This is a genomic window from Aneurinibacillus sp. Ricciae_BoGa-3 (genome assembly GCF_028421645.1).
Classification (GTDB): domain Bacteria; phylum Bacillota; class Bacilli; order Aneurinibacillales; family Aneurinibacillaceae; genus Aneurinibacillus_B.
This window is the reverse complement of the sequence record NZ_CP116887.1, coordinates 1362090-1386748: the sequence shown is the minus strand read 5'-3', so window position 1 is coordinate 1386748 and position 24659 is coordinate 1362090. Positions and strand designations below refer to the sequence as shown.

Genomic DNA, 24659 nt, shown 5'->3' with positions numbered 1-24659 from the left:
AAATAGCTAGGGTCCCTTGGTCTGAGTTCAGCTGTTCTACTCTATTGTTTTACTTCGTTGTTCTATTCCTTTGTTCTGCTCGGTTGTTTTACTCGGTTGTTTTAGCGAGATCAAGAGTCTCTGTGTTCGGATTTGTGCTTTTTAGGCGGGCCAATTCCTGTTCTACGCTTTCGCTTTCGCGCATGCCGGTATACCCCGTACCTGTATACTCATATCTGATAGAGCCGTAAGCGGCTCTCATATGAGCACTCGCCTCCGCCTGCATCTCCAACATGCGTACCCGCTCCTCCATCCGCGCTAATCCCTGTGAGGTGGTTTCTGTATCAAAGGATACAATCGCTTGATTCAATCTAACGGATGCCTGCGCCGCGTTCGCCCGGGCAGCCAGCAACGCCTTTTTATTGCGCATTTCTTCGTATTTTTCCTCAAATTCCTTCAGCTGTTCAAGCAGTTGCTGCGTCTGTGCTTTGACTGCGCCGTACTGTTGCCGGTATTCTTCCAGTTTGGCTTCGCAAAATTGTTTATCCGCGATAGCGCGGCGGGCAATTCCTTCCTCTCCATTCGCCACGGCAAGAGAAGCCTGTCTCACTCTCTTCGCAACCCGTTCCTCCATCTCTTGCACAAGCCTCTCCCACTTCTTTTCTGCGGCTACCTGGTGAGCAGCGGCGGACCTGGCATGAAGAATTTCTCCTTCTAAATCCCTGATATATTGGTTAAGCATCGTGATTGGATCCTCTACTTGATCCAGTACCTCATGCAGCGCACCCATCGTAATATCACGAACCCGTTTTAAAATTCCCATGTCTATCATCCTCCTCTTAATTATTGGCTATTGCTTATTGGTAAAAAGCTTATTTTTTCTCCATAGCTTTGCGGAGCCTGGCTTCCCATTTATCCAGGTCATCCTTAACGATTCCGCGCAATGACTTGGTTGTTTGGCCACCATCAGCAAAGGAAACTCCTGCCGAGGTTCTCCGATTTCGCCTGATTAGCTTCCATCCGGCGTAGACGAGGAAGATAGCGGCAGCTATAGCTAACAACACATGCAGCAGGCCCATAAGTGACAGCAGACCCAATAACATCAGGCCGGCTCCAATCAGCTTTCTGAAGTTGCCGCCCAGTCTGTACAATTTCCAACCGCCCGCGATAACCAAGCCGGACAGGATAACCCTCGCTATCCATCCGACATGAATGCCTAACATATTAAGCAGCAGAAGGCCGCCCAGCAGAACAAGCAGTCCTCCAAGAAGAACTGGATTTTTTAATACCCTCATGGTTTTCCCTCCTATAGAAACCCTAGTGATTCCTTTCATGTTTCAATCATAGCCGTTGGTGCACTTTGCAAAAACTGGCTGAGGGTTGGTTTTCGCCTCAGCCTTAAGGTGGAGACAGCAAAATAAAAAAAAGACCGCCAGGCATCATGCCAGCGATCATCTTCTAAAAATTTAATCTACTCATTTAGTCTCCAATTTTGTATCCGGATATCGGGCTGAGAACTCAATCGAATTCGTCGAACAGCCTGACTGGCAGCTGTTCTTAATCGAGCAGCCGGCACACTTGCCTTCTTTGCTTTTGTTAACGAAACGGAACAGCGTCCACCCGGCGTAGCCGAATATGAGAATGCCAATAAGGATATTGAATACCATAACAAACCCCTTCTCTCCGTATGGATTAATGGAATCCAAGCAATTTTCCGCCCTCGAAGACGACAAGGGCGATAATATAAGCAATAACGAGCGCATAACCGATAGAAAACCATGTCCACTTGGATGAGCCGGTTTCCTTTTTAATGACAGCAACCGTTGCCAGGCATGGCACATACAACAACAGAAATACCATAAAACTGTAGGCGGTAAGCGGGCTAAAATAATGCGACATGATGCCCTGCAGCGCCGCCATATCAGGAGCAGCATAAATGATATTCATGGTTGAAACAACCACTTCTTTGGCGAGGAAGCCTGTAAGAAGCGCGGCGCCTGACTGCCAGTTTCCAAACCCAAGCGGAGCCAGAATAGGGGCAAAAAGGCCGCCAATCATCGCGAGAAAGCTTTTATCCATGGGTACATTAAATCCACTCGGACCTGCGTAACTGAGAAACCAGATAACTACAGAGCCACCGAAAATAAAGGTACCAGCTTTCCTCACAAAACCTTTTCCTTTCTCCCAGGTGCTGCGTCCCAATGTCCGCCACTGCGGCACCCTATACGGCGGCAGCTCCACGACAAACATGGAACCGGACTGTTTGAACAGCGTGGAAGAAAAGATTTTTGCCAAACCTAAGGCTACCACGATTCCCATCACATAAAGAGAAAGCACAATAACCGCCTGATTATGCCGAAAGAATGTTCCGACAAACAAGCTGTAAACAGACAAGCGTGCGGAACAGGACATAAGCGGCGTCAGAATAACCGTAAGCAGCCTTTCGTTCGGCTGCTCAATCGTACGCGCCGCCATAACACCGGGGACATTGCAGCCAAAGCCGATAATCATCGGGATAAAGGCTTTCCCGTTAAGCCCAATCAGCTCCATCAGCTTATCCATAACCATCGCCACCCGCGCCATGTACCCCGAATCTTCGATAAAGGAGATCAGGAAAAACAGGATAAAAATCTGGGGGACAAACACGAGCACCCCGCCTACCCCGGCTACGATGCCTTTTAATATGACCGCCTGGATAAAAGGCGAAGCATGCACGGCAAGCAGCGCTACCTGAAGCATATCGGTTAGCGTTCCGTTTATGAATGAATCGAGCATATCCGATAGCGGGCTGCCCACCCAGTCAAAGGTCAGTTTAAAAGTCAAAAACATGAAAAGCAGAAAAATCGGTACACCCAGGAATTTATTCGTTACAATCTGATCCAGCCGATCCGAAAATGTATATTGGACATCTTTTACCTTTGTTACACATTGGTCCAGGATGCTGTGTATATAATCCGTGCGCACGCCGCGGATATAATGCTGGAGTGATTTTGCAGGCGTTTGAGCTGTAATCTTTTTCTCCGTCTCGCTAAACAAATCGGCCAGTTCTTCTCTGCTGATATGCTGCTCCAGAAGCTCACGGACAAGCATATTGCCTTCAAAGAATTGCAGGGACAGCCAGCGCGCCGGTGGAAGCTGCTTCCCTTCGATTTTTGCGGTTAACGACTGAACCGCTTCTTCCAGCACCGGCCCATAATCAATATCGAGTGGCTGTGCAGTGCGTTGCTCCACGCTGGCAAAATCCGCCGCGAGCACTTCGCATCCCTTACCCGTCCGGGCCACAATCGGTACAATTCGGGAACCCATCAGAAGCTGGGAGAGCTTCGTATCGTCGATCACAATCCCCCTGCTTCTCGCTACATCCATCATATTGAGTCCGATAAGCATGGGCTTGCCATACTCAAGAAGTTGAAGAGTTAAGTATAAATTCCGTTCAATTTGCGATGCATCTATAATATTGAGGATTAAAGAAAATTCTTCGGATAATAAAAAGTGAGTTGCGACGCCCTCATCGCGTGAGAGCGGATTAAGAGAATAAATTCCCGGAAGATCGATAAGATGCCCGGCCTTGTTCTTTAGAACGCCGATCTTCTTCTCAACGGTAACACCGGTCCAGTTCCCAACGTATTCATATGAACCTGTTAGAATATTGAACAGTGAGGTTTTCCCGGTATTTGGGTTACCTGCGAGCGCTACATTCATCATGCAGACTCTACCTGAATTTTTTTCGCTTCACAGCGGCGTATTCCGATCCACTGTCCGCTTGCTTCCAGGGCACAAGGACCTCCGAAAGGCAGCATCCGTTTAATGCTAATGATAGAACCTTCCATGATCCCTAAATCAATCAACCGGCGGCGTACCATATCGCTTACAAGCTGCGTATCTATAATTTTCGCTTTGCTCCCAGGTTTAACATCCGTTAGTACCATTTCTCTCACCTCAAGATAGATAACGATAATTATTATCATTTATGGTTCTATTATATGAGATTAATTCTCATTCGTAAATAGGGAGTATACAGTTAGATGTGAACATTTACGTAAAATAAAAAGCGCCCCTGGAGAAGCGCCTATGAATTCCCTGTGGAATTGATGAACTGCTGTTTAGACAACGAGCCTTCTTTAAGCTGCGATTTTATAATCTTGCCGCCCGGGTTTCTCGGCAATGCCGAAATAAATTCCACAGTGGATGGGACTTTGTATTCTGCCAAACGTTCCCGCACAAACTGCCTTACCTCTTCCTCTCCGATTTCAACGTTAGGATTTGGCACAACAAAAGCTTTAGCCGTCTCTCCATATAACTTGTCCGGAACGCCGACCACAGCGGCCTCCAAAATGCCCGGATGGTTATACAGTACATTCTCAACTTCTACCGAAAAAACTTTTTCTCCTCCACGATTAATCATATCCTTCATCCGATCCATAATGAAAACGAACCCATCTTTGTCGATAACAGCTACGTCTCCGGAGTACCAAAAACCGTCGATAAATGACCGCTTGTTTGCTTCCTCGTTGTTCCAGTATCCCTGAATTACCATTGGTCCTTTCACTAAAAGCTGTCCTGCCTCGCCAGGTGCGCACTCCTCGCCGTTTTCGTCGACAACTTTAACGTCTGCAACCGGAATGGGCCTGCCAACCGACTGCAATTTATCGGGAGAAACGTGCCGCGGCATGATGGTCGTAGGTGACGAGGTTTCAGTTGCCCCATATGCATTCTGCAGTTCTGCTGCCGGAAAAGCTTTCCTCAAGCCTAAAATCGTATCCATCGACATTGGGGCTCCGCCAAACGCGAGGGTACGAACGGCATGATACGTATACTTGGAAAAATCAGGGTGAGACATCATCATTACATAGATGGTTGGCACATTAAACAAAAAAGTGATGTTTTCTTCTGCTAACAGCTGGATATATTTATCCGTTTTATATTTGTCCATAAGTACCGAGGTACCCCCGACCTGAACCATATGTATAAGCTGTCCGACAAGCCCTGTGACGTGAAACAGAGGAACAGCAATCAAGGTTTTGGTCTGGTAATTCGTTTTAAGCATGCACTCATAACTTAAGGCCCCATGTATGACGCCCAAATGGCTGGCGATGGCCCCCTTAGGCACACCGGTTGTCCCGGATGTGTACATAATAAACAGCGGATCTGTTTCGAGGATCTCTGACACGGGAGCCGATGCAGGCTGAAGTAAAATTTCATACGGCGTATAGGTATGCATCTCTGTCGCCACGTTTCCAATTAAAAAAAAGTGGTCAACAGTAGTGATGTCCGCTTTTAATGTTTCAACTTTATTGAAGCATTCTCCTTCAAACAGCAAAACTGAAGCGCCAGAATGGTTCAGCATAAACGATAGCTCTTGCGCTTTTAACCGAGTATTAAGGATTACCGCAATTGCACCGATTCGGGCACAAGCAAACACCAGCACGGCAAACTCGATTCGGTTCCCAACCAGCAGCCCAACCCGATCCCCTTTGCGAACGCCGTATATGGTGGACAGATTACCCGCAACATTCTCCACGCGCCCATAGAACTCCCGATATGTCACCCTCTCTTCTGCCGAAACAAAAGCTTCTTTATCCGGAAAGGCGGTCACTGCCCGCTCCAGCATTTCTATGATCGTTTTCGGCCTATTGGCAAATACCTTCAATTGACGGTTAAAGTGCGTTTCCACTGTGATTTTCATCCCTTACCCTCCTCACGTTTATTTATCGCGCTGTCCACCCGCCATCTACATGCAGCACCTGTCCCGTGACATAGGAAGAAGCATCCGAAGCGAGAAATACGACGGGCCCAGATAAATCGGAAATTTCACCGACGCGCTTTTGCATGGTGGCGTTAATGATTTGCTGGTACCGTTCCGGATCATTCATCCAGCCTTCTGTCATCGGCGTGCGAATATATGCAGGCCCGAGGGCGTTGACTGAGATATTATAGGGCGCCAGCTCTTCTGCCCATACTTTGGTCAGCTGGTTAATGCCCCCTTTGCTTGCAGCGTACGACGTTTGATAAGGCATGCCGATCGTTCCCAGGATAGAGGAAATGTTAATAATCTTGCCATAGCGTTGCTTTATCATTTGCTTGGCAACAGCCTGCCCCACAAGAAAAATTCCCTTGAGATTCACGCCCAGCACAAGATCCCAGTCGTTTTCTTCAACTTCAGTAAGCGGTTTGCGGATGTTCATGCCGGCATTGTTTAGTAGAATATCAATCGACCCGAAGCGATCCACTGTTTCAGCAACCAGCCTGTCAATCTGCTGTTTGTCTCTATAACTAAGCAATTTTTATGCCATCGATGGTGATAAACCGTTCAAAACAAATGTGAAATGCTATCTACTTACGACTAAAACAAAAAAGAGAAAAGAATCAGCCTGCCAGCTGATCCTTTGGCTATCTATTAAACTGATTCGAAAGAGAATCACCGATGAATTTTGTAATCGCCTTCACTTAATGCCCAGTTTCTGAATTTTTTTGACGAGGGCGGACTGGCTAATTCCAAGAACTTTTGCCGTTTTACGCGTCGTTTTATGCTCAGCCAATTGCTGTTCAATCATGTCTCGTTCTACGTGCTCCAACAGTTCTTTCAATGTTGTTTTTCTCGAATCTCGCTCGGTTTCAGGCAGTGAAAAGGGAAGATCGGTTATCTTGATTTCCCGGTGATCCACCGTGATGGCAAGCCGCTCAATCAGGTTTTCCATCTCGCGGATGTTGCCCGGCCACGCATACTGTTCCATAAACATGAGAGTTTCTGGATGAAACGTCTTTTCCAACCCGTATTTCTGATTCATTTTATTGAGAAAAAAACAGGCCAGTGGCACAATGTCGCTGCTGCGCTCCCGCAACGGTGGAATTTTGATAGGGACAATATTTAGCCGGTAATAGAGGTCCTGCCGGAATGTCCCCTTTGCTACCATTTCTTCTAACGATTGGTGAGTGGCAGATAATACACGCGCATTCACTTTTATGCTTTTTCTTCCTCCGACTCTCGTAATCTCCAATTCCTGCAGCACCCGAAGTAACTTGACCTGTAAATCGAGCGGCATGTCCCCAATTTCATCCAGAAAAATGGTACCGCCTTCTGCCTGCTCGAACAGCCCTGGTTTTCCCCGGCTGTCTGCTCCTGTGAATGCCCCCTTCTCGTAGCCGAATAACTCTGATTCCAACAAGTGGTGCGGAATGGCAGCACAGTTGACTTTGATGAGTGGACCCTGCGACCGGCCGCTTGCGCGGTGAATGAGTTTAGCAATAACCTCTTTGCCTACACCAGACTCTCCCAACAGCAACACTGTGGAATCCACCCTGGCCACTTTCTCAATAAGATGAAGCACCCGGATCATTTCTTCACTCTGGGCGATAACACCATCTAGAAGGAGCTGCATTTTTTCTTTCATCTTAAACTCTTTAATTTCATTTATATATTTTTGCGTCAAGGCCTTTGATTGCTGCAGTTCCACCTTCAACCGATTCAACTCGGAAATATCCCGTACATTCGTAACGATGTATTCGATCTGGCCCTGCTGGTTGTATACCGGACTACCGGTGGCCAGCACTTCCTTTCCTCTAACCGTTTGAATAATTGTAAGAGGTTTGTTATAGGTGAGCACTTTTAAGGATACAGATTCGGAAATAATACCTTCCCGCACTAAATCCTTTAGATTTTTCCCGATTAATTCTTCTTTCTGCATCCCTGTAATGCGTGTGTACGCTTCATTCACCATCACGCCATTTCCATTCGCATCCGCCACATAAATCCCATCATAGCTGGATTCAAAGATTGAGGTAAACAGCGTATGTAAGTTGCGCATTCTTCTTCACCACCACTTTTCTATCATTCTTGATATGGTTACTATTATAATATAATTTCCGAATATATAGATACTTCGTAATTTTTTATTCAAATGTATATTGATTTGGTTCGGGTTCGCATGCGTAGTGAATTGAAGGCGATAGCACAACCGGTAGTTGGCATTAATTTTGCTTGAATATACATATAATTTTATATCTTAAGGAGTGATTGATATGTTCGAATTCAGCCCCTCGCCGCAACAGCAAGACATGATAGAAAAAGCAACCGCTTTGATGGATGAATACGTGTATCCCAACGAAAAACATATGGTCCCACACCGTGGATTGCCAGAAGAGATATTGCGACCATTGCAGGCTAAGGTCAAAGAACAGGGGCTATGGGCTGGACATATGCCAGAAGAAGTCGGCGGCATGGGCATGGGCTTTGTATCGCTTGGCCTGCTCTCAGAAATCATTGGCAGAAGTCCGATTGGGCCATATGTATTCGGTTCTATGGCGCCTGATGCGGGAAATGGTGAAATTCTATGGAAAGCTGGCACGCCCGAACAAAAAGAAAAGTATCTTGTTCCCCTTGTAAATGGTGAAATCCGCTCCTGCTTCGCCATGACGGAACCGGAAGTATCAGGTTCCGACCCAACGACGCTTCAAGCTCGCGCTCATCTTGACGGAGACGATTGGATCCTCAATGCCCACAAATGGTTTACCACCGGGGCCATCGGCGCCTCATTTTCCATTGTTATGGCAATGACCGACCCGGACGCCCCGCCGCACAAACGATTTAGCATGTTTATCGTTGACGCTGATAACCCCGGCTTTGAGATTGTACGAGAAGTCCCGGTTATCGGTGACCACTATCCCGGCGGGCACTGCGAAGTCCGCTACACGAACTGCCATGTGCCGAAAGAAAACCTGCTTGGAAGACGTGGAGAAGGATTTGCGCTGGCTCAGCTCCGGCTTGGACCGGGCCGCATTACACATGCAATGCGGTGGATCGGTGTAGCAAAGCGCAGCTTTGATTTAATGGTTGATTACGCCTCTCAGCGCATAACGCGCGGCAAACCGCTTGCCCATTTTCAATCTATCCAAAACTTTATCGCCGATTCCGCCACAGAAATCGAAGCTGCCCGTCTCATGACACTCTATGCTGCCTGGAAAATGGATAAAGGCAGTGAGACCCGCAAAGAAATCTCAATGATTAAATTTTACGGTGCCAAAGTGCTGCACGATGTAATTGACCGGGCGATCCAGGTACACGGCGCACTCGGAATTACTGGCGATACACCGCTTGAAGGCTTTTACCGTGAAGCCCGCACAGCCAGAATCTATGATGGTGCGGACGAGGTACACCGCATGGTTGTGGCAAAACAGGTACTTAAGACCTTCAAAGGAGGGGCAAGTGATGGACAAAAGCAGCGTGAAGCAACAAACAACCAGCGTTAAATGGAAGGAAATTGAACGCTACGTCCGCTCATGCATATCCGGCCTGGCAGATAAGCCGATGCAAGTTCAACCGTTTTCCGCCGGTTACTCTAATCTCACGTACCAAATCTCGATTGGGGACTGGACGGCCGTCTTTCGTCGGCCTCCATTCGGCCACATTCCACCTAAAGCACATGATATGAAGCGGGAATACACCATCCTAAAGAAACTGCATCCCGTCTTTTCACTCGCTCCCAAACCGTATTTGTACTGCGACGACCCGGCAGTATCTGACAAACATTTTTATATCATGGAGAAAAAAAGCGGGCTTGTTCTCGATGATACGCTTCCACCTGAACATCAAGGGGATGAAGCATATGCACGTGCAGTCTCCGGAACAGCGGTAAGCACATTGGCTCAGTTGCACAGCATCGATTATGCGAAGGAAGGGCTCGCTGATATTGGGAGACCGGATGGTTATCTGGAACGGCAGGTTCATGGATGGATAAAACGGTATCAACTGGCCAAAACCGAAGAAATTGCCGGGGTGACAGAAATTGAACAGTGGCTGATGCACCATCTCCCGGCATCGCCTGCACCAGCCATTGTTCACAATGATTTTAAGCTAAACAACATGATGCTTTCTCCGGATGATCCGACAAATGCAACGGCTGTATTCGACTGGGAAATGTGCACGATCGGCGATCCGCTTACTGATCTAGGATGCAGCCTAGCTTACTGGACAGAACCGGGTGAAGCGGAAACCGGGCTTGTGTCCGTCACTATCCAGCACGGCTTTCTTAACCGCCGTGAGTTCGCACACCTGTACGCGGCTAAAAGCGGGCGTGATTTATCGAATATTGATTATCATCTCACTTTTGCCTTTTACAAAATCGCGGTCGTACTTCAGCAGCTTCACTATCGCTGGAAAAAAGGGGAAACGAGTGATGATCGCTTTAGCACCCTCAATATTGGCGTTTACAATTTAATGTGCCAGGCCCACCGGGCGCGAAATAAGGAGTTGCTATGAAAGACATCAATATGGATCAGGCGTCGGATGAAAAAACTGCAAAAACACATGGTTGATCAAAATAAGTAAAGATCTGGTTCCCAATGGTGGAGCGAGGGCGCTCCGTATCGTTCTTCACCACTTCATGGTCGGTGGCCCCGTCGTCGGATTTTTTGTTAACCTTAATTTTGGCTCGGTATATGCCGCAATATGCGCCATGCTGCTTAGAGAACAAAAAAACGAACCAGCGGGCAGCCTGCCAGCTCTGCAAACAGGAAATAAAGAAGAGGCTGTAGAAGGTTAATGCTACATTATAGGGAAAAGGGTGTGGCAATATGAAAACTATCCAATCAGAAGCGATTCATAATGCGTGGAATATGCTTAATGAGCAGGAAGCCATTTCATTCCTTCAGGAGCTGGTGCGCATTAACAGCGTCAACCCGCCTGGTGGAGAGAAGTTTGTCGCGGAAGCTATTGAGAGTCGCATGCAGGCGGCAGGCCTTGTTGTTGAACTAGATGAAATAGCAGAGGGCCGTACGAATTTGTTCGTCTCTCTTCCTGCGAATCAGAATAAGCGTATGGAAAATCAGCCAGAGCGGATACTGGCTTTCAGCGGGCACTTAGATACGGTTCCGATCGGCAGCGTGCAGTGGAAACATGAACCGTTTGGCGCAGAACTAGCAGAAAACAAGCTTTATGGGCGAGGAACATCCGATATGAAAGGCGGTGTAGCGGCGATGCTCATGGCATTGGACTGCCTGCACAGGTCCGGGGTTCAGCTTAAGGGCAGCCTTCGCTTCGTTGGAACCGTAGGGGAAGAAGTGGACTGCCTAGGAGCCAAGCATGTTGTCGCTAAAGGACAAATCGACGATGCTACAGCCATGATTATCTCTGAGCCCAGCGCCAATGAACTTTATTGCGCCCACAAAGGCGCGCTGTGGCTAACTATTGATGTGTTTGGCAAGACAGCTCATGGGTCTATGCCGGAGCAGGGGGTGAACGCCATCCGGGTGATGAATGCTTTTATAAATAAAATCGAAAAGCTTTCGCTTGTGTATGAACCGCATCCGCTCCTCGGCGGACCGTCCATTAACATCGGAACCATTGAAGGAGGGATAAAAACGAACGTTGTGCCGGATGCTTGTACGATGACGCTTGATATCCGGACGGTGCCCGGACAGGTACATCAAGACATTCTGGCGCAGCTTCATACCATTTTGGATGCCCTTTGCAAAGCCGCAGGGGCATCGTATCAAATCGAAATTGCAAACGATTTGCCTTCCATAACGACGCCGGAAGATGATGCGTTCACAATACTTGCCGTAGAAACCGCACAGAAGCACCTGGACAGCCAGCTTACTCCTAAAGGTGTCCGTTATTACACGGATGGCTCCATATATGCGCCGCATCTTGAGATTCCCGTCCTGATTTATGGACCGGGCGAACCGCTCATGGCACACCAGCCGGATGAATGGATTGAGGTCGAAAAATACTTGGAATCTATCCGCTATTTTATTGCCCTTGCTGTTGAATACCTGGGAGCCTAACTTGTATCTCATTCACCTCTTTATATCACGGCGTAACCAACGAAAAGCTCCTGATTACCTTACGGTAAACAGGAGCTTTTATGCATTCTTCACCTTTTGCCGTTCCCTGCGCTTGAGTGTGTAGAGGAGATAGACAACCAAGTAAATCACCAGAATAAGGATGGAGTACCGGTACATTTGAGCGTAACTGGTAATCCCCGCAACCGCGCCGAGGAGCATCCCTCCCCCTCCAATGCCTAAATCAAATGCATTGTAGAACGTCGCATTCGCTGCTCCCCGCCGATTGGGTTCTGTCCGGTTAACCGTCCATGCCTGAAGGGAGGGCTGAATGGAACCAAAGCCGATCCCATAGAAGATCGCGGCCAGAATAAGTAGCACCGTAGAAGAGGCGTACGATAACAAAACTAACCCGATTATACTGGCAAAAGCAGCCGGGAAAAGTACCGAGAAATGCCCTTTCTTATCAAAAATTTTGCCTGAAATGGGACGTATAATAAATACACTAAGGGCATTTACCAGGAAAAACCAGCCAACATTGGCAATTCCAGCTTCTTTGCCAAATAACGTTATAAAACTGACAATGCCACCGTATGTTACGCCCAGCAAAAACACAAGACAGGACGGGAATAAGGCCTGCCGCTCTACCAAGCGGGCAACAAACTTCGCTGGCACCTTAGCTGGTTCATTACTCACGCATGCAGAATCCGGAACCGAAACAAATTGAGCCAGCACCATTGAAACGAGCGTACTCAATAAACAGGCAGCAAATAGCCATTCATAGCTGTAGGATTTGGCTAGCCAGATACCAAAGAAAGGCCCTAATGCCATGGCCAGCGTTGTGCCTAAACCGAAGTAGCCCATTCCTTCTCCTCTTCGTGAGGCTGGAATAATATCCGATGCAATTGCGCCATAAGCAGGTGTAGCGATACCCCAGCCCAGTCCATGCAAAAACCGGATCATGAGCAGCGTTAAAACGGTCGCTGTCCAAAAATAGCTGCCCATCGCGGCGAATATGATCAGATTGCCAATAACAAGGATTCGTTTTTTCCCCATTGAATCCAGTCTTATGCCTACAAACGGGCGGACCACAACGGCAGCGAGCGTTAAAATACCAACAACCAGACCTACCTCCGTGTTGCTTCCGCTATGCTCGGCCACAAAAACAGGGAGCGTGGGCAGGAGCATCTGAAATCCAAAAAATAAAAACAAATTGGATAGCGATAAGAAAATAAATTCTTTCGTCCATAACGGCTCTTTGCCTGGCATATCATTCACCCCGAAATAACGCTAATATTGCTAATTATCCGTTAATTTAGCCGCAAAATAGTCCGACTGCTTTCGTGAACAGTCGGGCCTTTGGTTTTATCTATTCTTTTGTCACACCGGACTGCTGCAGCAGCTCTGCAAACACCGCCGCCATGTCGACGTCTTCCTTCTGATGGTTCATGGCTGCACTGTAGCTTTGGTAAGCCGCAGAAGTGGCCGGCAGCACACTGCCATTATCGCGAGCCTGCTCCAGGATAAGTCCGAGATCTTTGTGCATGTGCTTGAGGGCAAAGGCAACCGGGAAATCTTCTTTCAACAATAGATCCTTTTTAAAAGCAAGGAACGGAGAGGCTACCGCTGCCTGCTGCATCATATCCAAAACGGTCGCACGGTCCAGGAAAAACTTTTCGGCTAATACCAGCGCCTCCGAAATGCCCTGCATCGTAATGCCGAGCATGAGATTGATCACTAGCTTGGCTTTGGAGCCGCTTCCACTCTCGCCAAAATAGTAACTGGCTTTACCCATTGCCGCAAAAACATCCTTAAGTGAATCATAAACCTCTTTATTGCCGCCGCCAAGAATCACAAGGCTTCCGCTCTGTGCCGCATTGGAGCTTCCGGAGACCGGTGCGTCAATCATGGTGATCCCCATCTCCTTCGCCACTTCAGAAATTGAAGCAGACGTATCCGGTGAAACCGTACTCATATCCACAAGCACGGTAGGCGCTTCTATGTAATCCATAATCCCATTGTCGCCGGTAACCACTTGCTTAACAGCCGCATCATTTGACAGCATCGTAATGACTGCATCTTTGCCCACGACAGCTTCTGACAGGCTATCTGCAACCATCAGCCCTTGATCGTATAAGCCTGCCAACCGATCCAGCGAGCGATTGTATACGGTAACTTCGAAGCCAGCTTTGAGCAAATTGAGTGCCATAGGAGCACCCATCGTACCCATGCCAATAAACCCGATTCTTCTCAACTTGAATTCCCCTCTCGTTGCTTGAAATTAAGCTCACGCGTAAGCGTTAGGCGCTGCGTGCAGCTCGACTTCGCTTTTATTTGATGATTCATTCAATAATACAATACCATACAAATAGTAGTTATTAGCAAAGAAGGTTATAAATATATTTTTTTAACTCTACAATTCTTGGACTGGATGAATCCAGCGGTTCACTTCCCGTAATGATCAATGGCACAAGCGAATCGGTCGCATGCAGAGAGCCGTGGCTGGCCCCTCCCTGGTGTACCGGGTCATATTTCGTGACAAATTCATATCCCGGAGCAGAAGTAATGACAATGCATGGCGCTTCATTGGCGTAGAGGGCACCGTACAGGCGGGAAAAGACATCCGGATAAGATCCAAATGTTAGGGTGGGCACACCGGAATCAGGTCTTTTAATAACACCATCTATAACCCCTATGTTTCCTTTTATTCGCCAGGCTCTGCCAAACGGATCTAATACCACCCTGGATTCATCCTGTGCCTTATCCTGCTCAACTGGAGAAAAATAGAGCTTGGCGTGACTGTTTCGAATGTAGACGCCTCCCTGTTCTTTCCACGCGACAATGTCTATGCGTTCATCCGGGGAAAGCAGGCGGATAACTTCTTCCTTTATGCCTTCTTTAAATGGGTATATGTAGCACATTCGTTCGTTATTGCAGATAACGAGATCATCCTGCTTGGGATTTACGTTTCCTTTCGGTGAGATTTTCAAATTCCGAAAAAAGGGCTCCAACTGAATGCCAGATTCTTTCACCGATTTAATTTTTGTCTGTCCATGGTCTCCGGTAATGATAAACGCACACTTGCGAAGCGCCTCATCCCAGCCACCCAGTGCATCAATCAGGCGGGTCACTTGCTTATCCACCTTCCCAAGCAAAGCGGCTCCTTGCTCAGGTTTTCGGTGATAGTAATAATCCGTGTCAGGTAAATAGATTCCCGTAAAATCCGGCAGCTGGTTCTCTTTTATCATCCGGCAAACAATATCAACCGCAAAGCTGTCATTCATCCCGTATTTTTTTAGGAACGACTGATTAAAGCTCCAGGGAAACGGCCTGCCATATGACCGAATAAAAATCCCCAGGCTGCAGACGCGTGGCCCACTAACCATCTGATCCCTAACTTTCCCGAGTACCAGCTTCATAAGGCCTGGCTTGTATAGCAAATGCTTCTCGTCCGCACGATGCGCAGCTAAATTGATGGATGCCGCCGACTTGCCGCTCCTCTCAAGCTCCTCGAATAGGGTCGTCACTTGTCTGCTCATGTGCTTTTCATTTAAGTCAATGAGGACGTTTTCTGCACAGCGGCTCAACCCCTGCCGGATAACCGCCTTGTTTCCATTAATGTAATTGACCACAGTTTGTTCTCTGGGGTTGTACCACATCAGCCCTGGCACCATATGCTCATCCGGGTAACAACCGGCAATAAGTGAACAGTCCGCTGAAGCAGACATGGTAGGAAATACGGTGACGCAGTTATCCCAGTATGTACCCTCGTCTGCCAACCTTGAGAGTGCTGGTACAAGTTTTTTTTGCCGGGCCTCCTGAAAAACATGTGGCATAAAGGAATCAATTACAATCAAAATAACTTTCTTGTTCACATCCTCACCCGCTCTCAACGTGATTATTCTCAGGATGTGCAAGTTAGCGATTTTCTATTAAATGCTTGACCGAATGCATTACCTTCGCAAAACATCCAGTTCCTCCTCAGTAAGTTCCCGATATTCGCCGGGTTCAAGATCTGGATCGAGCTGCAGCTCGCCCATAGAAAGGCGTTTTAAGTAGATTACTTTTTTTCCAACTGCTTCAAACATCCGCTTAACCTGGTGAAACTTTCCTTCGTAAATGGTCAGCTGAATTTCACTGATTGCGCCCTGGCTGATAATTTCGAGTTCAGCGGGAAGCGTGACATATCCGTCGTCAAGCTTCACTCCTTTTTTAAAGGCCTCACCGTCTTCTTCCGTCACTCTGCCTTCTATTCTTGCAAAGTACGTTTTCGGAACATGCTTTCTGGGAGAGAGAAGCTCGTGGGCCAGTTTGCCATCATTGGTCAACAGCAGAAATCCTTCCGTATCTTTGTCCAGCCGCCCCACGGGGAAAACATCAAATACATAGTGTTGTTCCGCTAATAAATCCACTACGGTTTCATCATGCCTGTCCTCAGTAGCGGAAATAACCCCTTGAGGCTTATTCATCATTAAGTAAATAAATTCGCGGTACTCAACCGGCATGCCGTCGACTTCAACGGTTTGGGTTTGTGGGTCTACATGCAGGCTGGCGTCTTTAACCTGTTTTCCATCAACTACTACAACGCCATCCCGGCATAGCTTTTTTATTTCTTTCCTCGTTCCAAAACCCATATGGGCAAGAAGCTTATCCAACCGCACTATCGCTCACCTCTATTCAAAATTATTCCGCCCCTCCATCAATCCAGCGCCATCCAGGCGGATACATATTTTTCAGCATACCGCCAGCCCCTTTAGCCCAGCCAAGCGGAAAATTATCTAAGCAAACAAGATTCCACCCTTTATCCGCTTGTATCATCAGAGTTTCCCCTTTCAGATAACGAATAACATTGGGGTCATCAGGGATAAACCGGACAACCTTAACCGCATCCGAAGCGGTTATGCCCATCGCAAACGCCTGCGAAGGTTCAAACCGTTTCTTTTTGAAAGAACCCAGCAGCCACCCCTGCCGGGCGAGCCGGAGGGAATGCAGCGGGGGAGCTTCTGCAGGCGTCAGGAATAGCCGGTCCTCATGCAGCGTAAGCCGCACTCCGGGATCCTTGAAGCCATTCCAATTCGGAAGCGTGTCCTGCACAAACGCATAAAAGTCCTCCAGCTCTCTCTCATTTATGCGCCGTTCCTGTATGTGGGCCGGCTTATCGCGCTGTTCCCGTTGTTTCTGCAGCAGTGCCAGATAATGGCCTTCACCATTGATTTTATGTGGCCACAGCCGAACTGTATTCTTCAGTTGTTTGTTCCCTTCGTTTGTCCACTCCGGCCTTCCCGCATCCCATCCGGCATGCATGGGGATGGGCATCAACGTGAATTCAGGATGGGTTTCCAGGAAACTGGCAATCATCTGCTCGTTTTCTTCCGGTGCAAACGTACAGGTTGAATACAGGAGCCATCCGCCAGCTTTAAGCATCCGGGCTGCATCCTCCAGGATCGGCTGCTGCATCGAGGTGCAGGCTTCTACCGTGGACGGGCTCCAGCTTTTGATCATATCCGGCTCTTTACGAAACATGCCTTCACCGGAACACGGGGCGTCAACCAGAACACGGTCAAAATATTCGCCAAAAACAGCCGCCAGTTTATCCGGCGTCTCATTTGTCACAATTGTCCGGGTCAGTCCATAGCGCTCCACATTTTTAACAAGCGCTTTGACCCGATTTGGATTATTATCATTCGTCACCAGTATCCCGCTATTCCCCAGCGCTGCCGCAAGCTGGACGGTTTTTCCGCCAGGCGCGGCACATAAATCCAGCACCCTCTCACCAGGGCTGGGATTTAATATCACCGCTGGCGCCATGGCGCTCGGCTCCTGTATGTAGTATAAACCCGCATGGTAATAAGGGTGTTTGGCAGGGCGAAATCCCTGAGGATAATAAAAGCCATCCACTGTCCATGCAACAGGAGACAATTCGGTATTTAGCCGTTTCTTCAATTCCGCTGCATCTATTTTAAGCCGGTTAGCCCGCAGTCCCTGCCGGCGCGGCTGATCATAAGAAGCAACAAAAGCCGGGAAATCTCCACCAAGAAGCCTTTCCATTCTTTCTATAAAAGCTTGTGGTAACTGCATCGCACACTCCTCATTGTTGCTAAACCAGGCTATCCGCCTTCGCTGCATTTATGTAACATATTTAATATTATATCTAAAAAAATAAAGGGAGCATCTGCTCCCTTTAAAAATTATTCGTCAGCGCCTACTTCCTCTTCCTGACGCTTCGGTTTTTCGTTTTCATACCAGGTATCAAGAACCTTGGCCTCAAGAACTTTGCATTCAATATAGTGAATCTGATCTTCTGTAAAGCGGTTTTTCCAGTCAATCTCAAGCTCCTTGGCCATGCGCACAATGGTCAGCAATTCCTGCCAGGCGACATATCGCTTATACCAGAAAAACTGGGGCTGTTCAGCCATATATGGATATAGATCGTCAAATTCGGTGTGTTTGCAATCCAGTGCTCGTTCGAAGTGCTGTTTGGCGCGGGCAAGCTGCTCGTCAAAAAACTGGGACATATCCTTGGCAGTCATTTGTAACCCCTCCTATTCTCCTCTTGCATCTATTATAACAAAAGATAAGTGAGTTGCGAATTTTCTTTTTTCACCAGTTTATTGCCCTGTTTGTGGAATTATACCATTCTGCTGTGCGCCGCGGTGGTGTCTGCCATTGGTAACAGCAGGCGTTCCCTGCGTGTTAACGCCACCGTTCTGCCCTCCGGCAGTACCGCCACTTTGGTCTGCGCCTCCACTGTTCTGGTCAGGTCCATTACTTCCCCCGCCATTTGGATTTTGTCCGGACGGATTCGGGTTCTGTCCGTTTTGCTGTTGGTCATTGGGGTTAGGATTCTGGCTGCCCGGTGTTTGGTTACCTGGATTTTGTCCGTTATTATACGGGTTCCCGGAATTTTGCCCCTGATTTCCATTTTGTTGTCCACCATTGGCATTTCCATTATTGCCCGGATTTTGCTGGTTTGGCTGATTACCCTGTGGCCCTTTACTCATTGTGACAGTCGCGATGTTAGACATGGTGCCTTCCTGGCCTGTCGTTTTATCAACGGGTACCACTACATAAGAGTAGGCTTGATTTGGGTCAAAACTATCGGAGTAGCTGGTTCCGCCAGTCTCACCGACCAATTGTTTATTCGCAATAGATCCCGCAAACTTATAGATCCGGTATGTTACATTGCTTCCAGAACCGGAACCGGACCATGAAAGGCTAACCGTAGATCCGTCAGAGACCGCGGATAGTCCGCTTGCAGCCGGCGCTGTATTCTGTTGCTGCGGCTGCTGTGGTGCCGGCGCAGTATCCATACCAGCAGGCTGCTGAAAATCGGTTACAGGTTTGTCTGCAAGAGACTGTGACATAACTTTGTTAAACAGACGGGCCGGGTAGGCACCACCCGTTGTGGTCAAATAATGGTTCGCGTCCGGCTTGTCATATCCCATCCACACAGCCGCTACATAATCAGGTGTATACCCAACAAACCAGACAAACTGGTCCTGGTGGGTTCCGGTTTTACCTGCTAACGGACGCCCAAAATAGGCGGCCTGGCCTGTTCCTTCATGAACAACACCCTGCAACATTTGGGTCATGTAGTACGCTGTTTGCGGGCTCACTACAGGCGTTGGAGCTTTATCTCCCTGAGCGATGACCGTGCCATCCTGGGTCGTGATCTGCTTAATTACATGGCCAGTCGACATGTTACCGTTGTTAGGGAAGGCAGAGTAGGCCTGCGCCATCTGGATGGCAGAGGCGCCGTACTGCATCCCGCCAACTGCAAGTGCCAGGTTGTTTCCCTCGTTGGGCTGAACAGGAATGCCAAATTTCTTCAGGTAGCTTACCCCTTTATCCAAGCCGATTTTATCCAATGTCCATACCGCCGCCGCGTTGCGTGAGTCCACCAGCGCCCTATACATCGAGATGGGCCCCGCATATCCTTCATCCCTGAAGTTCTTAGGCGTGTAATTGTTGTAGGCTTTATACGTCTTCTTCACATCATACACCGTGCTGTCCGGTGTCCAGCCTTCTTCAAGCGCAGGCGCATAGTCCACCAGCGGTTTAATCGAAGAACCAGGCTGGCGCAGGGTTGTTGCGCGGTTAAGCCCTTTGGTTACATAATCACGACCGCCAACCAGCGCTGTAATCCCGCCTGTTTTCGAATCCATGATAACCATGGAGGACTGTACCTTCTGATCCGGTTGCCCAGCCGGGAAGTTATCCGGGTTCTGGTATTCATTGTACATGGCGTGCTGCATAGTTGGGTCCAGGTACGTATAAATTTTGTATCCGCCTTTGTACAAATCACTTTCATTAATGCCAAGCTTATTAGCGGCTTCCTGGCCAATATAATCGAGATACGCGGTATAAGCCGGGTCATTTTTGTCCTGTGTCGGTTTTACAACATCAACCGGTTCCCTCTGAGCTGCGGCCATTTCATCCGCCGTAATATATCCCTGCTTTTGCATCAGGCCAAGTACAATATTGCGGCGCTGCTGGTTTGCGTTTGTTTCGCCGACCTTAGGCGCATACGTGTTAGGCGCTTTCGGCAGAGCAGCCAGCGAAGCAGCCTCAGCCAGAGACACTTTGTCGATAGGCTTGCCGAAATAATACTCGGAAGCCGTCTCGATTCCATAAATGCCTGGTCCTAAATAAATCTCGTTGAGGTACATTTCAAGAATCTGCTGCTTGGAATACTTTCTTTCGAGATTTAGCGCGATCATAATCTCTTTCGTTTTGCGCATATAAGTCTTGTCATTGGTCAAAAATACGTTACGGGCAAGCTGCTGGGTAATGGTACTGGCCCCTTCTGCCTTGCTGCCCGTTGTGATATCCTTGACAATCGCGCGCCCAATGGAGAGCGGATCCACCCCGTTATGCTCATAGAAACGAGAATCCTCTGTCGCAACAAAGGCATTAATGACTTGCTTTGGTATTTTATCATATGAAACTTTCACACGGTTCTGCGTCGCCAGTTTGGCTATTTCTTTTCCGTCAATAGAATATACAGTGGACGCCTGCATGAGGTCGAGTTTTTTCTCATCGATCATGGAGTTGCCCGCCACATACATTGCGGAGCAGCCACCGATACTCAGGACGATAAAAAGGCCGACAAACAAGAAAATGATTTTCCATGGCCCTTTCTTACGCCTTTTCCTGGTTGTGGTGCCGGACTTGCTTGGCGTGTTCTTTTCCATTTTATTTTTACCCCCTAGTTTTTGCAGCAAAGACATCCATACTTAATAATACTACCAAAAAATCTCCGAAAAGGTTCAGGTAGATTATAGTACCCAACTGACTAGCCTATTTTAACCGCTTTTTATGAGAGAAAAAAGAGAAAAGAGCCTTATTCCGGCTCTTTTTTTCTTTTTACCTGTTTTTAAATGACTCTTTCTCGCGTTTGAGAACAGACATAGCGGAACTGAATTCCTGTATTTCCAGAAGCTTTTCCTTGTAGAGTTCACGGATTTCATCTTCCATCATTTCATAATCGCCCATCCGGTCGCCGGTATAGATTGCAATACCAAACCTACGCAGCAGATCTCTCACCTGCAAAATATTTTTAATCTCGCTCATACAAGATTATCCTTCATAACCTTCTTTGCGATATTCAACCGCTACATCGGTACCAAGGCCGCCCCGGGCATTCCAGGTCGCTTCAATCCGCATATAAAGCGGATCACACACATTGACCAGGTCATTGAGTATGCGGTTGGTGGCATGTTCCTGGTAAATGCCTACATTGCGGTAAGATGTAAGATAGAATTTCAACGATTTCATTTCAATCAGCTTTTCATTCGGAATGAGGATAATTCGAATATCCGCAAAATCCGGCAGCCCAGACCACGGACATACGGAAGTGAACTCGCTGGTAGGAATGATGACTTCTGTCTTCTTTCCTACATATTCGTACGGAATGGTTTCTAGAATATCGACCATAATCGCTGTTTCATCCTGGGTGTCAAAACGTATTTTATTATATTTATTATGGTTATGTTCAACATGGCTCACTTTTACTTTCCCTCTCTTCTGCTATTATTTCGTTTTATAAGGAATCGGATCTACTGCCCCTGCATCTGCAAACCCCTTAAGGCGCAGCCGGCAGCTGTCGCACTCGCCGCATGCCTCTTGTCCGCCCTGGTAGCAGGACGTGCTTAATTCATACGGCACGCCCAGTTTAAGGCCGAGCTGGATGGTTTCCTTCTTCGACAGGTGCTGAAGCGGCGCTTCGATCGTCATGCCACTTCCGGCCACTCCCGCTTTCGTAGCCAGCTGTACGGTATCGCTCATGGAACGGATAAATTCCGGTCGGCAGTCGGGATATCCGCTGTAATCAACGGCGCTCACCCCGATGTAGATCTTTTCAGCTCCCACGACTTCGGCATACGCTGCTGCCAGTGAAAGAAATATTAGATTGCGGGCCGGTACATACGTTGCCGGAATTTCCGACTCCGGAATATCATCGCCTGTCGGCACCTCAATGGTTTCATCAGTCAGCGCACTGCCGCCGATCTGTTTTAAGAAGTCGAGTTTTACAACCCGGTGTTCTTTTACCTTGAAAAAGGCGGCCACTTTCTTCGCCTGCTCCACTTCACGGTTGTGGCGCTGACCGTAGTCGAATGTCAGCGGATAGATTTCATACCCGGCATCTTTCGCAATACCCATGCAGGTTGTACTGTCCAGTCCGCCGCTTAAAATTACAACAGCCTTCTTGCTCACCGCACTTCCTCCTATTCATACACCCCGAAGTTCAGGGTCCCAGATCACTTTATGAATTTGCAAATTCAGTCTTGCCCGTCCGTTCTGCGGCCTGGCTTCCAGCAGGAGATTCACCAGCTTATCAGGCGGCATGGTTTCCCATACCGGGCTGAATAGCGCAGTTGCCTGCGTCGGATGGTCCGCCAGAATGTGAATGCCGTGCTCGAAGTCTTCCACACTGCCAACAACGAATTTCACTTCGTCCCTGTCTTCGAGCCGAGCAAAATTGGGGAGGCACATGTTGTCTGTTTCTCCGCTGGCCGGCAGCTTGTAGTCCATCACAAATCGTGCCTTCCGTCCTACATTCTCATCCTCTGAGCGCAGCCGGGCGAATGGCTCAAGATCGATGGCACCATTCGTCTCGATGTGGATATCCCACACCTCTTCGATTTGCGCCAAATGGTAGAGCAAAGCAAGCGATTTATCGCCGTGCATCAGCGGCTCCCCGCCTGTCAGGCAAATCACGCCATGCGCCAGCTCTTGCACCCTGTCTACAATTTCCCGAATGCTTGCCGTAAAAGCAGGTTTCTCCGGGGCATAGCTGTACCGTGTATCACACCAGGTACAGCGAAGATTACAGTTGTACACCCGGACAAACGTTGTAGGGTAACCGGCCATCTTCCCTTCTCCCTCAACCGTCTGGAAGATCTCCACCATCGGCAGTTTTACCGTATCAAGCATTTCCGAATAGCGACCCTTCATTGCATCCACTCTCTTTTCAGTGTGGCATAGCTGGTCGGCGTTTCATACAGAACCAATTCCTCCAGGCGGGTTCCAAGGTCGGTTAAACCCAGCTCATCCAGCCTTGCCGCGATTTGTTCCCAAATCCACACAATCATATTTTCCGCTGTTGTGTTCATGGGCGGCAGAACCTCATTTAAATATTTATGGTCAAGTTTTTGCTTGATCGTCTCTTCGTATATCTTTTTTATATCCGCGAAATCCACACAAATGCCAATCTCATTCACAAACCCGCTGACGGTGACGATCAGCCTGTACGTATGGCCATGAAGGCTTTTGCATTTGCCCTCATATAAATGAAGGTGGTGTGCGGAGTCAAACGTAAATTCCTTGGTCAAAGCCACACGCCGCTTGTGGTAGCGGAGCTGTTCTGGCGCAATATCCACATGAAGGCGCTGGATTTTCTCCGGAATCGTATATTCGGACATGCCACTCACTCCCGTCTATAAAAATAAAAAAATCCCCTGCACCAGGGGATTCACATAACAAGACTCTGGTGGTCTTTTTAACGTTGGTTTATTCCACACAACAACGTCTAACTCGGATATTATACACGCTTCGTGCCTAACAGTTCAAGTACTTTTGGATAAATGTGCGGATTGCCCGCCAGTATGCTGCTCTTCTCACCGAATGGAATTTCCTTGCCATCGAGCCTCGTAATCGTGCCACCCGCTTCTTCAACGAGCAATTTGCCTGCTCCATAGTCCCAGGCATTGAGAGACAGGCTAATATAAGCATCCAATCTGCCTGCCGCCACGTACGCCAATTCCAGGGCCGCTACGCCAAGCACGCGCATGCCTCTCGAACGCAGGGCAAGGTCCTGAATGTTCGCGGCAAGCCCCGATTTCATTGCTCTCCTATTCCAAATTACGCTGCTAGCCAGGAGCAATTCCTCCATCACCATCTGACGAGGCTTAGGCAGCGGCTCGTCGTTTAAGAAAGCGCCATTCCCTTTCTCCGCATAGAAAAGCTCTTCGCGTGTCGGGTCATAAACGACACCTACCTGCGCCTCCCCTTTGTGGTACACAGCAATGGATACACAGTAATTAAGCTTCTGGTGAACAAAATTGGTTGTCCCATCAATCGGATCGATTACCCATATGGTGTCCATGCCGGAGATATCGTCGGTAAAGAGGCCCTCTTCTCCGAGAATCCCGTGATCGGGATATGCTCCAAGCACGGTATTGATCACAAACTTCTCCACCGCTCTATCTACAGAGGTAACCAGATCCGAAGCAGAACTTTTATACATCACTTCAAGCGGCTCTTCCAGCATGCGTTTGATTAACTTCCCCGCTTCAATAGCGCAGTCCCTGGCCAAAACGCCCCATTGTTTTTTTTCCGTGTTTTGCAATACGCTCGCCTCACACTTTCGTCTCAATTAGTATTATCATAAACAAATCTTA

The 24659-nt window shown here is 48.2% G+C and carries 25 protein-coding genes; 4 read left to right on the top strand and 21 right to left on the bottom strand.

All coding sequences use genetic code 11. From position 1 onward, the window contains the following. Window positions 1–88 precede the first annotated feature (88 nt). From PP175_RS07150 to PP175_RS07115, 8 genes are all read right to left on the bottom strand, one after another. Window positions 89–802, bottom strand: a complete 714-nt coding sequence (locus tag PP175_RS07150) for a PspA/IM30 family protein (RefSeq protein WP_272442105.1) — start codon at window positions 800–802, stop codon at window positions 89–91. A gap of 49 nt (window positions 803–851) precedes the next feature. Then, the gene (locus PP175_RS07145) at window positions 852–1274 is read right to left on the bottom strand and encodes a hypothetical protein (protein WP_272442104.1); all 423 of its coding nucleotides are present in this window, start codon (window positions 1272–1274) and stop codon (window positions 852–854) included. Window positions 1275–1454: 180 nt separating this feature from the next. Beyond that, the gene (locus PP175_RS07140; RefSeq protein WP_272442103.1) at window positions 1455–1646 is read right to left on the bottom strand and encodes a FeoB-associated Cys-rich membrane protein; all 192 of its coding nucleotides are present in this window, start codon (window positions 1644–1646) and stop codon (window positions 1455–1457) included. Window positions 1647–1671: 25 nt separating this feature from the next. Further along, window positions 1672–3684 (bottom strand): ferrous iron transport protein B, encoded by a 2013-nt coding sequence (feoB, locus tag PP175_RS07135; protein ID WP_272442102.1) that lies wholly within the window; start codon window positions 3682–3684, stop codon window positions 1672–1674. Continuing rightward, complete coding sequence (locus tag PP175_RS07130; RefSeq protein ID WP_272442101.1) at window positions 3681–3908, bottom strand: FeoA family protein; 228 nt, start codon at window positions 3906–3908, stop codon at window positions 3681–3683. Before PP175_RS07130 ends, feoB begins: the two co-directional genes overlap by 4 nt. A gap of 140 nt (window positions 3909–4048) precedes the next feature. After that, window positions 4049–5665, bottom strand: a complete 1617-nt coding sequence (locus PP175_RS07125) for a class I adenylate-forming enzyme family protein (RefSeq protein ID WP_272442100.1) — start codon at window positions 5663–5665, stop codon at window positions 4049–4051. Between the two features lie 22 nt (window positions 5666–5687). Continuing rightward, complete coding sequence (locus PP175_RS07120; RefSeq protein ID WP_272442099.1) at window positions 5688–6260, bottom strand: SDR family NAD(P)-dependent oxidoreductase; 573 nt, start codon at window positions 6258–6260, stop codon at window positions 5688–5690. A 162-nt stretch (window positions 6261–6422) separates the two neighbouring features. Next, a complete protein-coding gene (locus PP175_RS07115; protein ID WP_272442098.1) occupies window positions 6423–7784 on the bottom strand; it encodes a sigma-54 interaction domain-containing protein in 1362 nt (453 codons plus the stop codon). A gap of 214 nt (window positions 7785–7998) precedes the next feature. Here PP175_RS07115 and PP175_RS07110 point away from each other — a divergent pair, with 214 nt between their 5' ends. From PP175_RS07110 to PP175_RS07095, 4 genes are read left to right on the top strand one after another with little or no spacing between them, the layout of a single operon-like run. Next, window positions 7999–9225 (top strand): acyl-CoA dehydrogenase family protein, encoded by a 1227-nt coding sequence (locus PP175_RS07110; protein WP_272442097.1) that lies wholly within the window; start codon window positions 7999–8001, stop codon window positions 9223–9225. Then, window positions 9185–10234, top strand: a complete 1050-nt coding sequence (locus PP175_RS07105; protein ID WP_272442096.1) for a phosphotransferase family protein — start codon at window positions 9185–9187, stop codon at window positions 10232–10234. Before PP175_RS07110 ends, PP175_RS07105 begins: the two co-directional genes overlap by 41 nt. Window positions 10235–10286: 52 nt before the next feature. Continuing rightward, window positions 10287–10517: a hypothetical protein gene (locus PP175_RS07100; RefSeq protein WP_272442095.1), complete on the top strand. Its 231-nt coding sequence runs from the start codon at window positions 10287–10289 to the stop codon at window positions 10515–10517. A gap of 31 nt (window positions 10518–10548) precedes the next feature. Continuing rightward, entirely contained in the window at window positions 10549–11760 is a 1212-nt protein-coding gene (locus PP175_RS07095) for a M20 family metallopeptidase (protein ID WP_272442094.1), read from the top strand. 78 nt (window positions 11761–11838) lie between these two features. On the opposite strand, the gene PP175_RS07090 is transcribed toward PP175_RS07095, so the two are convergent. The 13 genes from PP175_RS07090 to PP175_RS07030 all read right to left on the bottom strand — a co-directional run bounded on the left by PP175_RS07090 (window position 11839) and on the right by PP175_RS07030 (window position 24607). Further along, window positions 11839–13026: an MFS transporter gene (locus PP175_RS07090; protein ID WP_272442093.1), complete on the bottom strand. Its 1188-nt coding sequence runs from the start codon at window positions 13024–13026 to the stop codon at window positions 11839–11841. Window positions 13027–13126: 100 nt separating this feature from the next. After that, window positions 13127–14011: an NAD(P)-dependent oxidoreductase gene (locus PP175_RS07085; RefSeq protein WP_272442092.1), complete on the bottom strand. Its 885-nt coding sequence runs from the start codon at window positions 14009–14011 to the stop codon at window positions 13127–13129. A gap of 124 nt (window positions 14012–14135) precedes the next feature. Beyond that, window positions 14136–15632, bottom strand: a complete 1497-nt coding sequence (locus PP175_RS07080) for an alkaline phosphatase family protein (protein WP_272442091.1) — start codon at window positions 15630–15632, stop codon at window positions 14136–14138. A gap of 78 nt (window positions 15633–15710) precedes the next feature. Further along, complete coding sequence (locus PP175_RS07075) at window positions 15711–16418, bottom strand: pseudouridine synthase (RefSeq protein ID WP_272442090.1); 708 nt, start codon at window positions 16416–16418, stop codon at window positions 15711–15713. 22 nt (window positions 16419–16440) lie between these two features. Further along, window positions 16441–17835: an RsmB/NOP family class I SAM-dependent RNA methyltransferase gene (locus tag PP175_RS07070; protein WP_272442089.1), complete on the bottom strand. Its 1395-nt coding sequence runs from the start codon at window positions 17833–17835 to the stop codon at window positions 16441–16443. Between the two features lie 110 nt (window positions 17836–17945). Continuing rightward, window positions 17946–18287 carry a hypothetical protein gene (locus PP175_RS07065; RefSeq protein ID WP_272442088.1) on the bottom strand — a complete coding sequence of 114 codons (342 nt, stop codon included), beginning with the start codon at window positions 18285–18287 and terminating at the stop codon, window positions 17946–17948. A 78-nt stretch (window positions 18288–18365) separates the two neighbouring features. After that, window positions 18366–20951, bottom strand: coding sequence for a transglycosylase domain-containing protein (locus PP175_RS07060; RefSeq protein ID WP_272442087.1), 2586 nt, complete (start codon window positions 20949–20951; stop codon window positions 18366–18368). A 172-nt stretch (window positions 20952–21123) separates the two neighbouring features. Further along, window positions 21124–21330, bottom strand: coding sequence for a YqgQ family protein (locus PP175_RS07055; protein ID WP_272442086.1), 207 nt, complete (start codon window positions 21328–21330; stop codon window positions 21124–21126). A gap of 6 nt (window positions 21331–21336) precedes the next feature. Continuing rightward, window positions 21337–21765: a preQ(1) synthase gene (queF, locus tag PP175_RS07050; protein WP_272442085.1), complete on the bottom strand. Its 429-nt coding sequence runs from the start codon at window positions 21763–21765 to the stop codon at window positions 21337–21339. Between the two features lie 24 nt (window positions 21766–21789). Then, window positions 21790–22473 carry a 7-cyano-7-deazaguanine synthase QueC gene (gene queC, locus PP175_RS07045; protein WP_272442084.1) on the bottom strand — a complete coding sequence of 228 codons (684 nt, stop codon included), beginning with the start codon at window positions 22471–22473 and terminating at the stop codon, window positions 21790–21792. A 15-nt stretch (window positions 22474–22488) separates the two neighbouring features. Next, a complete protein-coding gene (locus PP175_RS07040; protein ID WP_272442083.1) occupies window positions 22489–23214 on the bottom strand; it encodes a 7-carboxy-7-deazaguanine synthase QueE in 726 nt (241 codons plus the stop codon). Beyond that, window positions 23211–23681 carry a 6-carboxytetrahydropterin synthase QueD gene (gene queD / locus PP175_RS07035; protein ID WP_272442082.1) on the bottom strand — a complete coding sequence of 157 codons (471 nt, stop codon included), beginning with the start codon at window positions 23679–23681 and terminating at the stop codon, window positions 23211–23213. The genes PP175_RS07040 and queD overlap by 4 nt, the downstream gene beginning before the upstream one ends. Before the next feature lie 119 nt (window positions 23682–23800). After that, window positions 23801–24607, bottom strand: coding sequence for an inositol monophosphatase family protein (locus tag PP175_RS07030; RefSeq protein ID WP_272442081.1), 807 nt, complete (start codon window positions 24605–24607; stop codon window positions 23801–23803). Window positions 24608–24659: the final 52 nt, after the last annotated feature.

Excerpts from the sequence above, each read along its gene's own strand:
- PP175_RS07150 (WP_272442105.1), bottom strand. The coding sequence starts at position 802 with ATGGGAATTTTAAAACGGGTTCGTGATATTACGATGGGTGCGCTGCAT.
- PP175_RS07145 (WP_272442104.1), bottom strand. The coding sequence starts at position 1,274 with ATGAGGGTATTAAAAAATCCAGTTCTTCTTGGAGGACTGCTTGTTCTG.
- PP175_RS07140 (WP_272442103.1), bottom strand. The coding sequence starts at position 1,646 with ATGGTATTCAATATCCTTATTGGCATTCTCATATTCGGCTACGCCGGG.
- feoB (WP_272442102.1), bottom strand. The coding sequence starts at position 3,684 with ATGATGAATGTAGCGCTCGCAGGTAACCCAAATACCGGGAAAACCTCA.
- PP175_RS07130 (WP_272442101.1), bottom strand. The coding sequence starts at position 3,908 with ATGGTACTAACGGATGTTAAACCTGGGAGCAAAGCGAAAATTATAGAT.
- PP175_RS07125 (WP_272442100.1), bottom strand. The coding sequence starts at position 5,665 with ATGAAAATCACAGTGGAAACGCACTTTAACCGTCAATTGAAGGTATTT.
- PP175_RS07115 (WP_272442098.1), bottom strand. The coding sequence starts at position 7,784 with ATGCGCAACTTACATACGCTGTTTACCTCAATCTTTGAATCCAGCTAT.
- PP175_RS07110 (WP_272442097.1), top strand. The coding sequence starts at position 7,999 with ATGTTCGAATTCAGCCCCTCGCCGCAACAGCAAGACATGATAGAAAAA.
- PP175_RS07105 (WP_272442096.1), top strand. The coding sequence starts at position 9,185 with ATGGACAAAAGCAGCGTGAAGCAACAAACAACCAGCGTTAAATGGAAG.
- PP175_RS07095 (WP_272442094.1), top strand. The coding sequence starts at position 10,549 with ATGAAAACTATCCAATCAGAAGCGATTCATAATGCGTGGAATATGCTT.
- PP175_RS07090 (WP_272442093.1), bottom strand. The coding sequence starts at position 13,026 with ATGCCAGGCAAAGAGCCGTTATGGACGAAAGAATTTATTTTCTTATCG.
- PP175_RS07070 (WP_272442089.1), bottom strand. The coding sequence starts at position 17,835 with ATGCAGTTACCACAAGCTTTTATAGAAAGAATGGAAAGGCTTCTTGGT.
- PP175_RS07065 (WP_272442088.1), bottom strand. The coding sequence starts at position 18,287 with ATGACTGCCAAGGATATGTCCCAGTTTTTTGACGAGCAGCTTGCCCGC.
- PP175_RS07060 (WP_272442087.1), bottom strand. The coding sequence starts at position 20,951 with ATGGAAAAGAACACGCCAAGCAAGTCCGGCACCACAACCAGGAAAAGG.
- PP175_RS07055 (WP_272442086.1), bottom strand. The coding sequence starts at position 21,330 with ATGAGCGAGATTAAAAATATTTTGCAGGTGAGAGATCTGCTGCGTAGG.
- PP175_RS07040 (WP_272442083.1), bottom strand. The coding sequence starts at position 23,214 with ATGAAGGGTCGCTATTCGGAAATGCTTGATACGGTAAAACTGCCGATG.
- queD (WP_272442082.1), bottom strand. The coding sequence starts at position 23,681 with ATGTCCGAATATACGATTCCGGAGAAAATCCAGCGCCTTCATGTGGAT.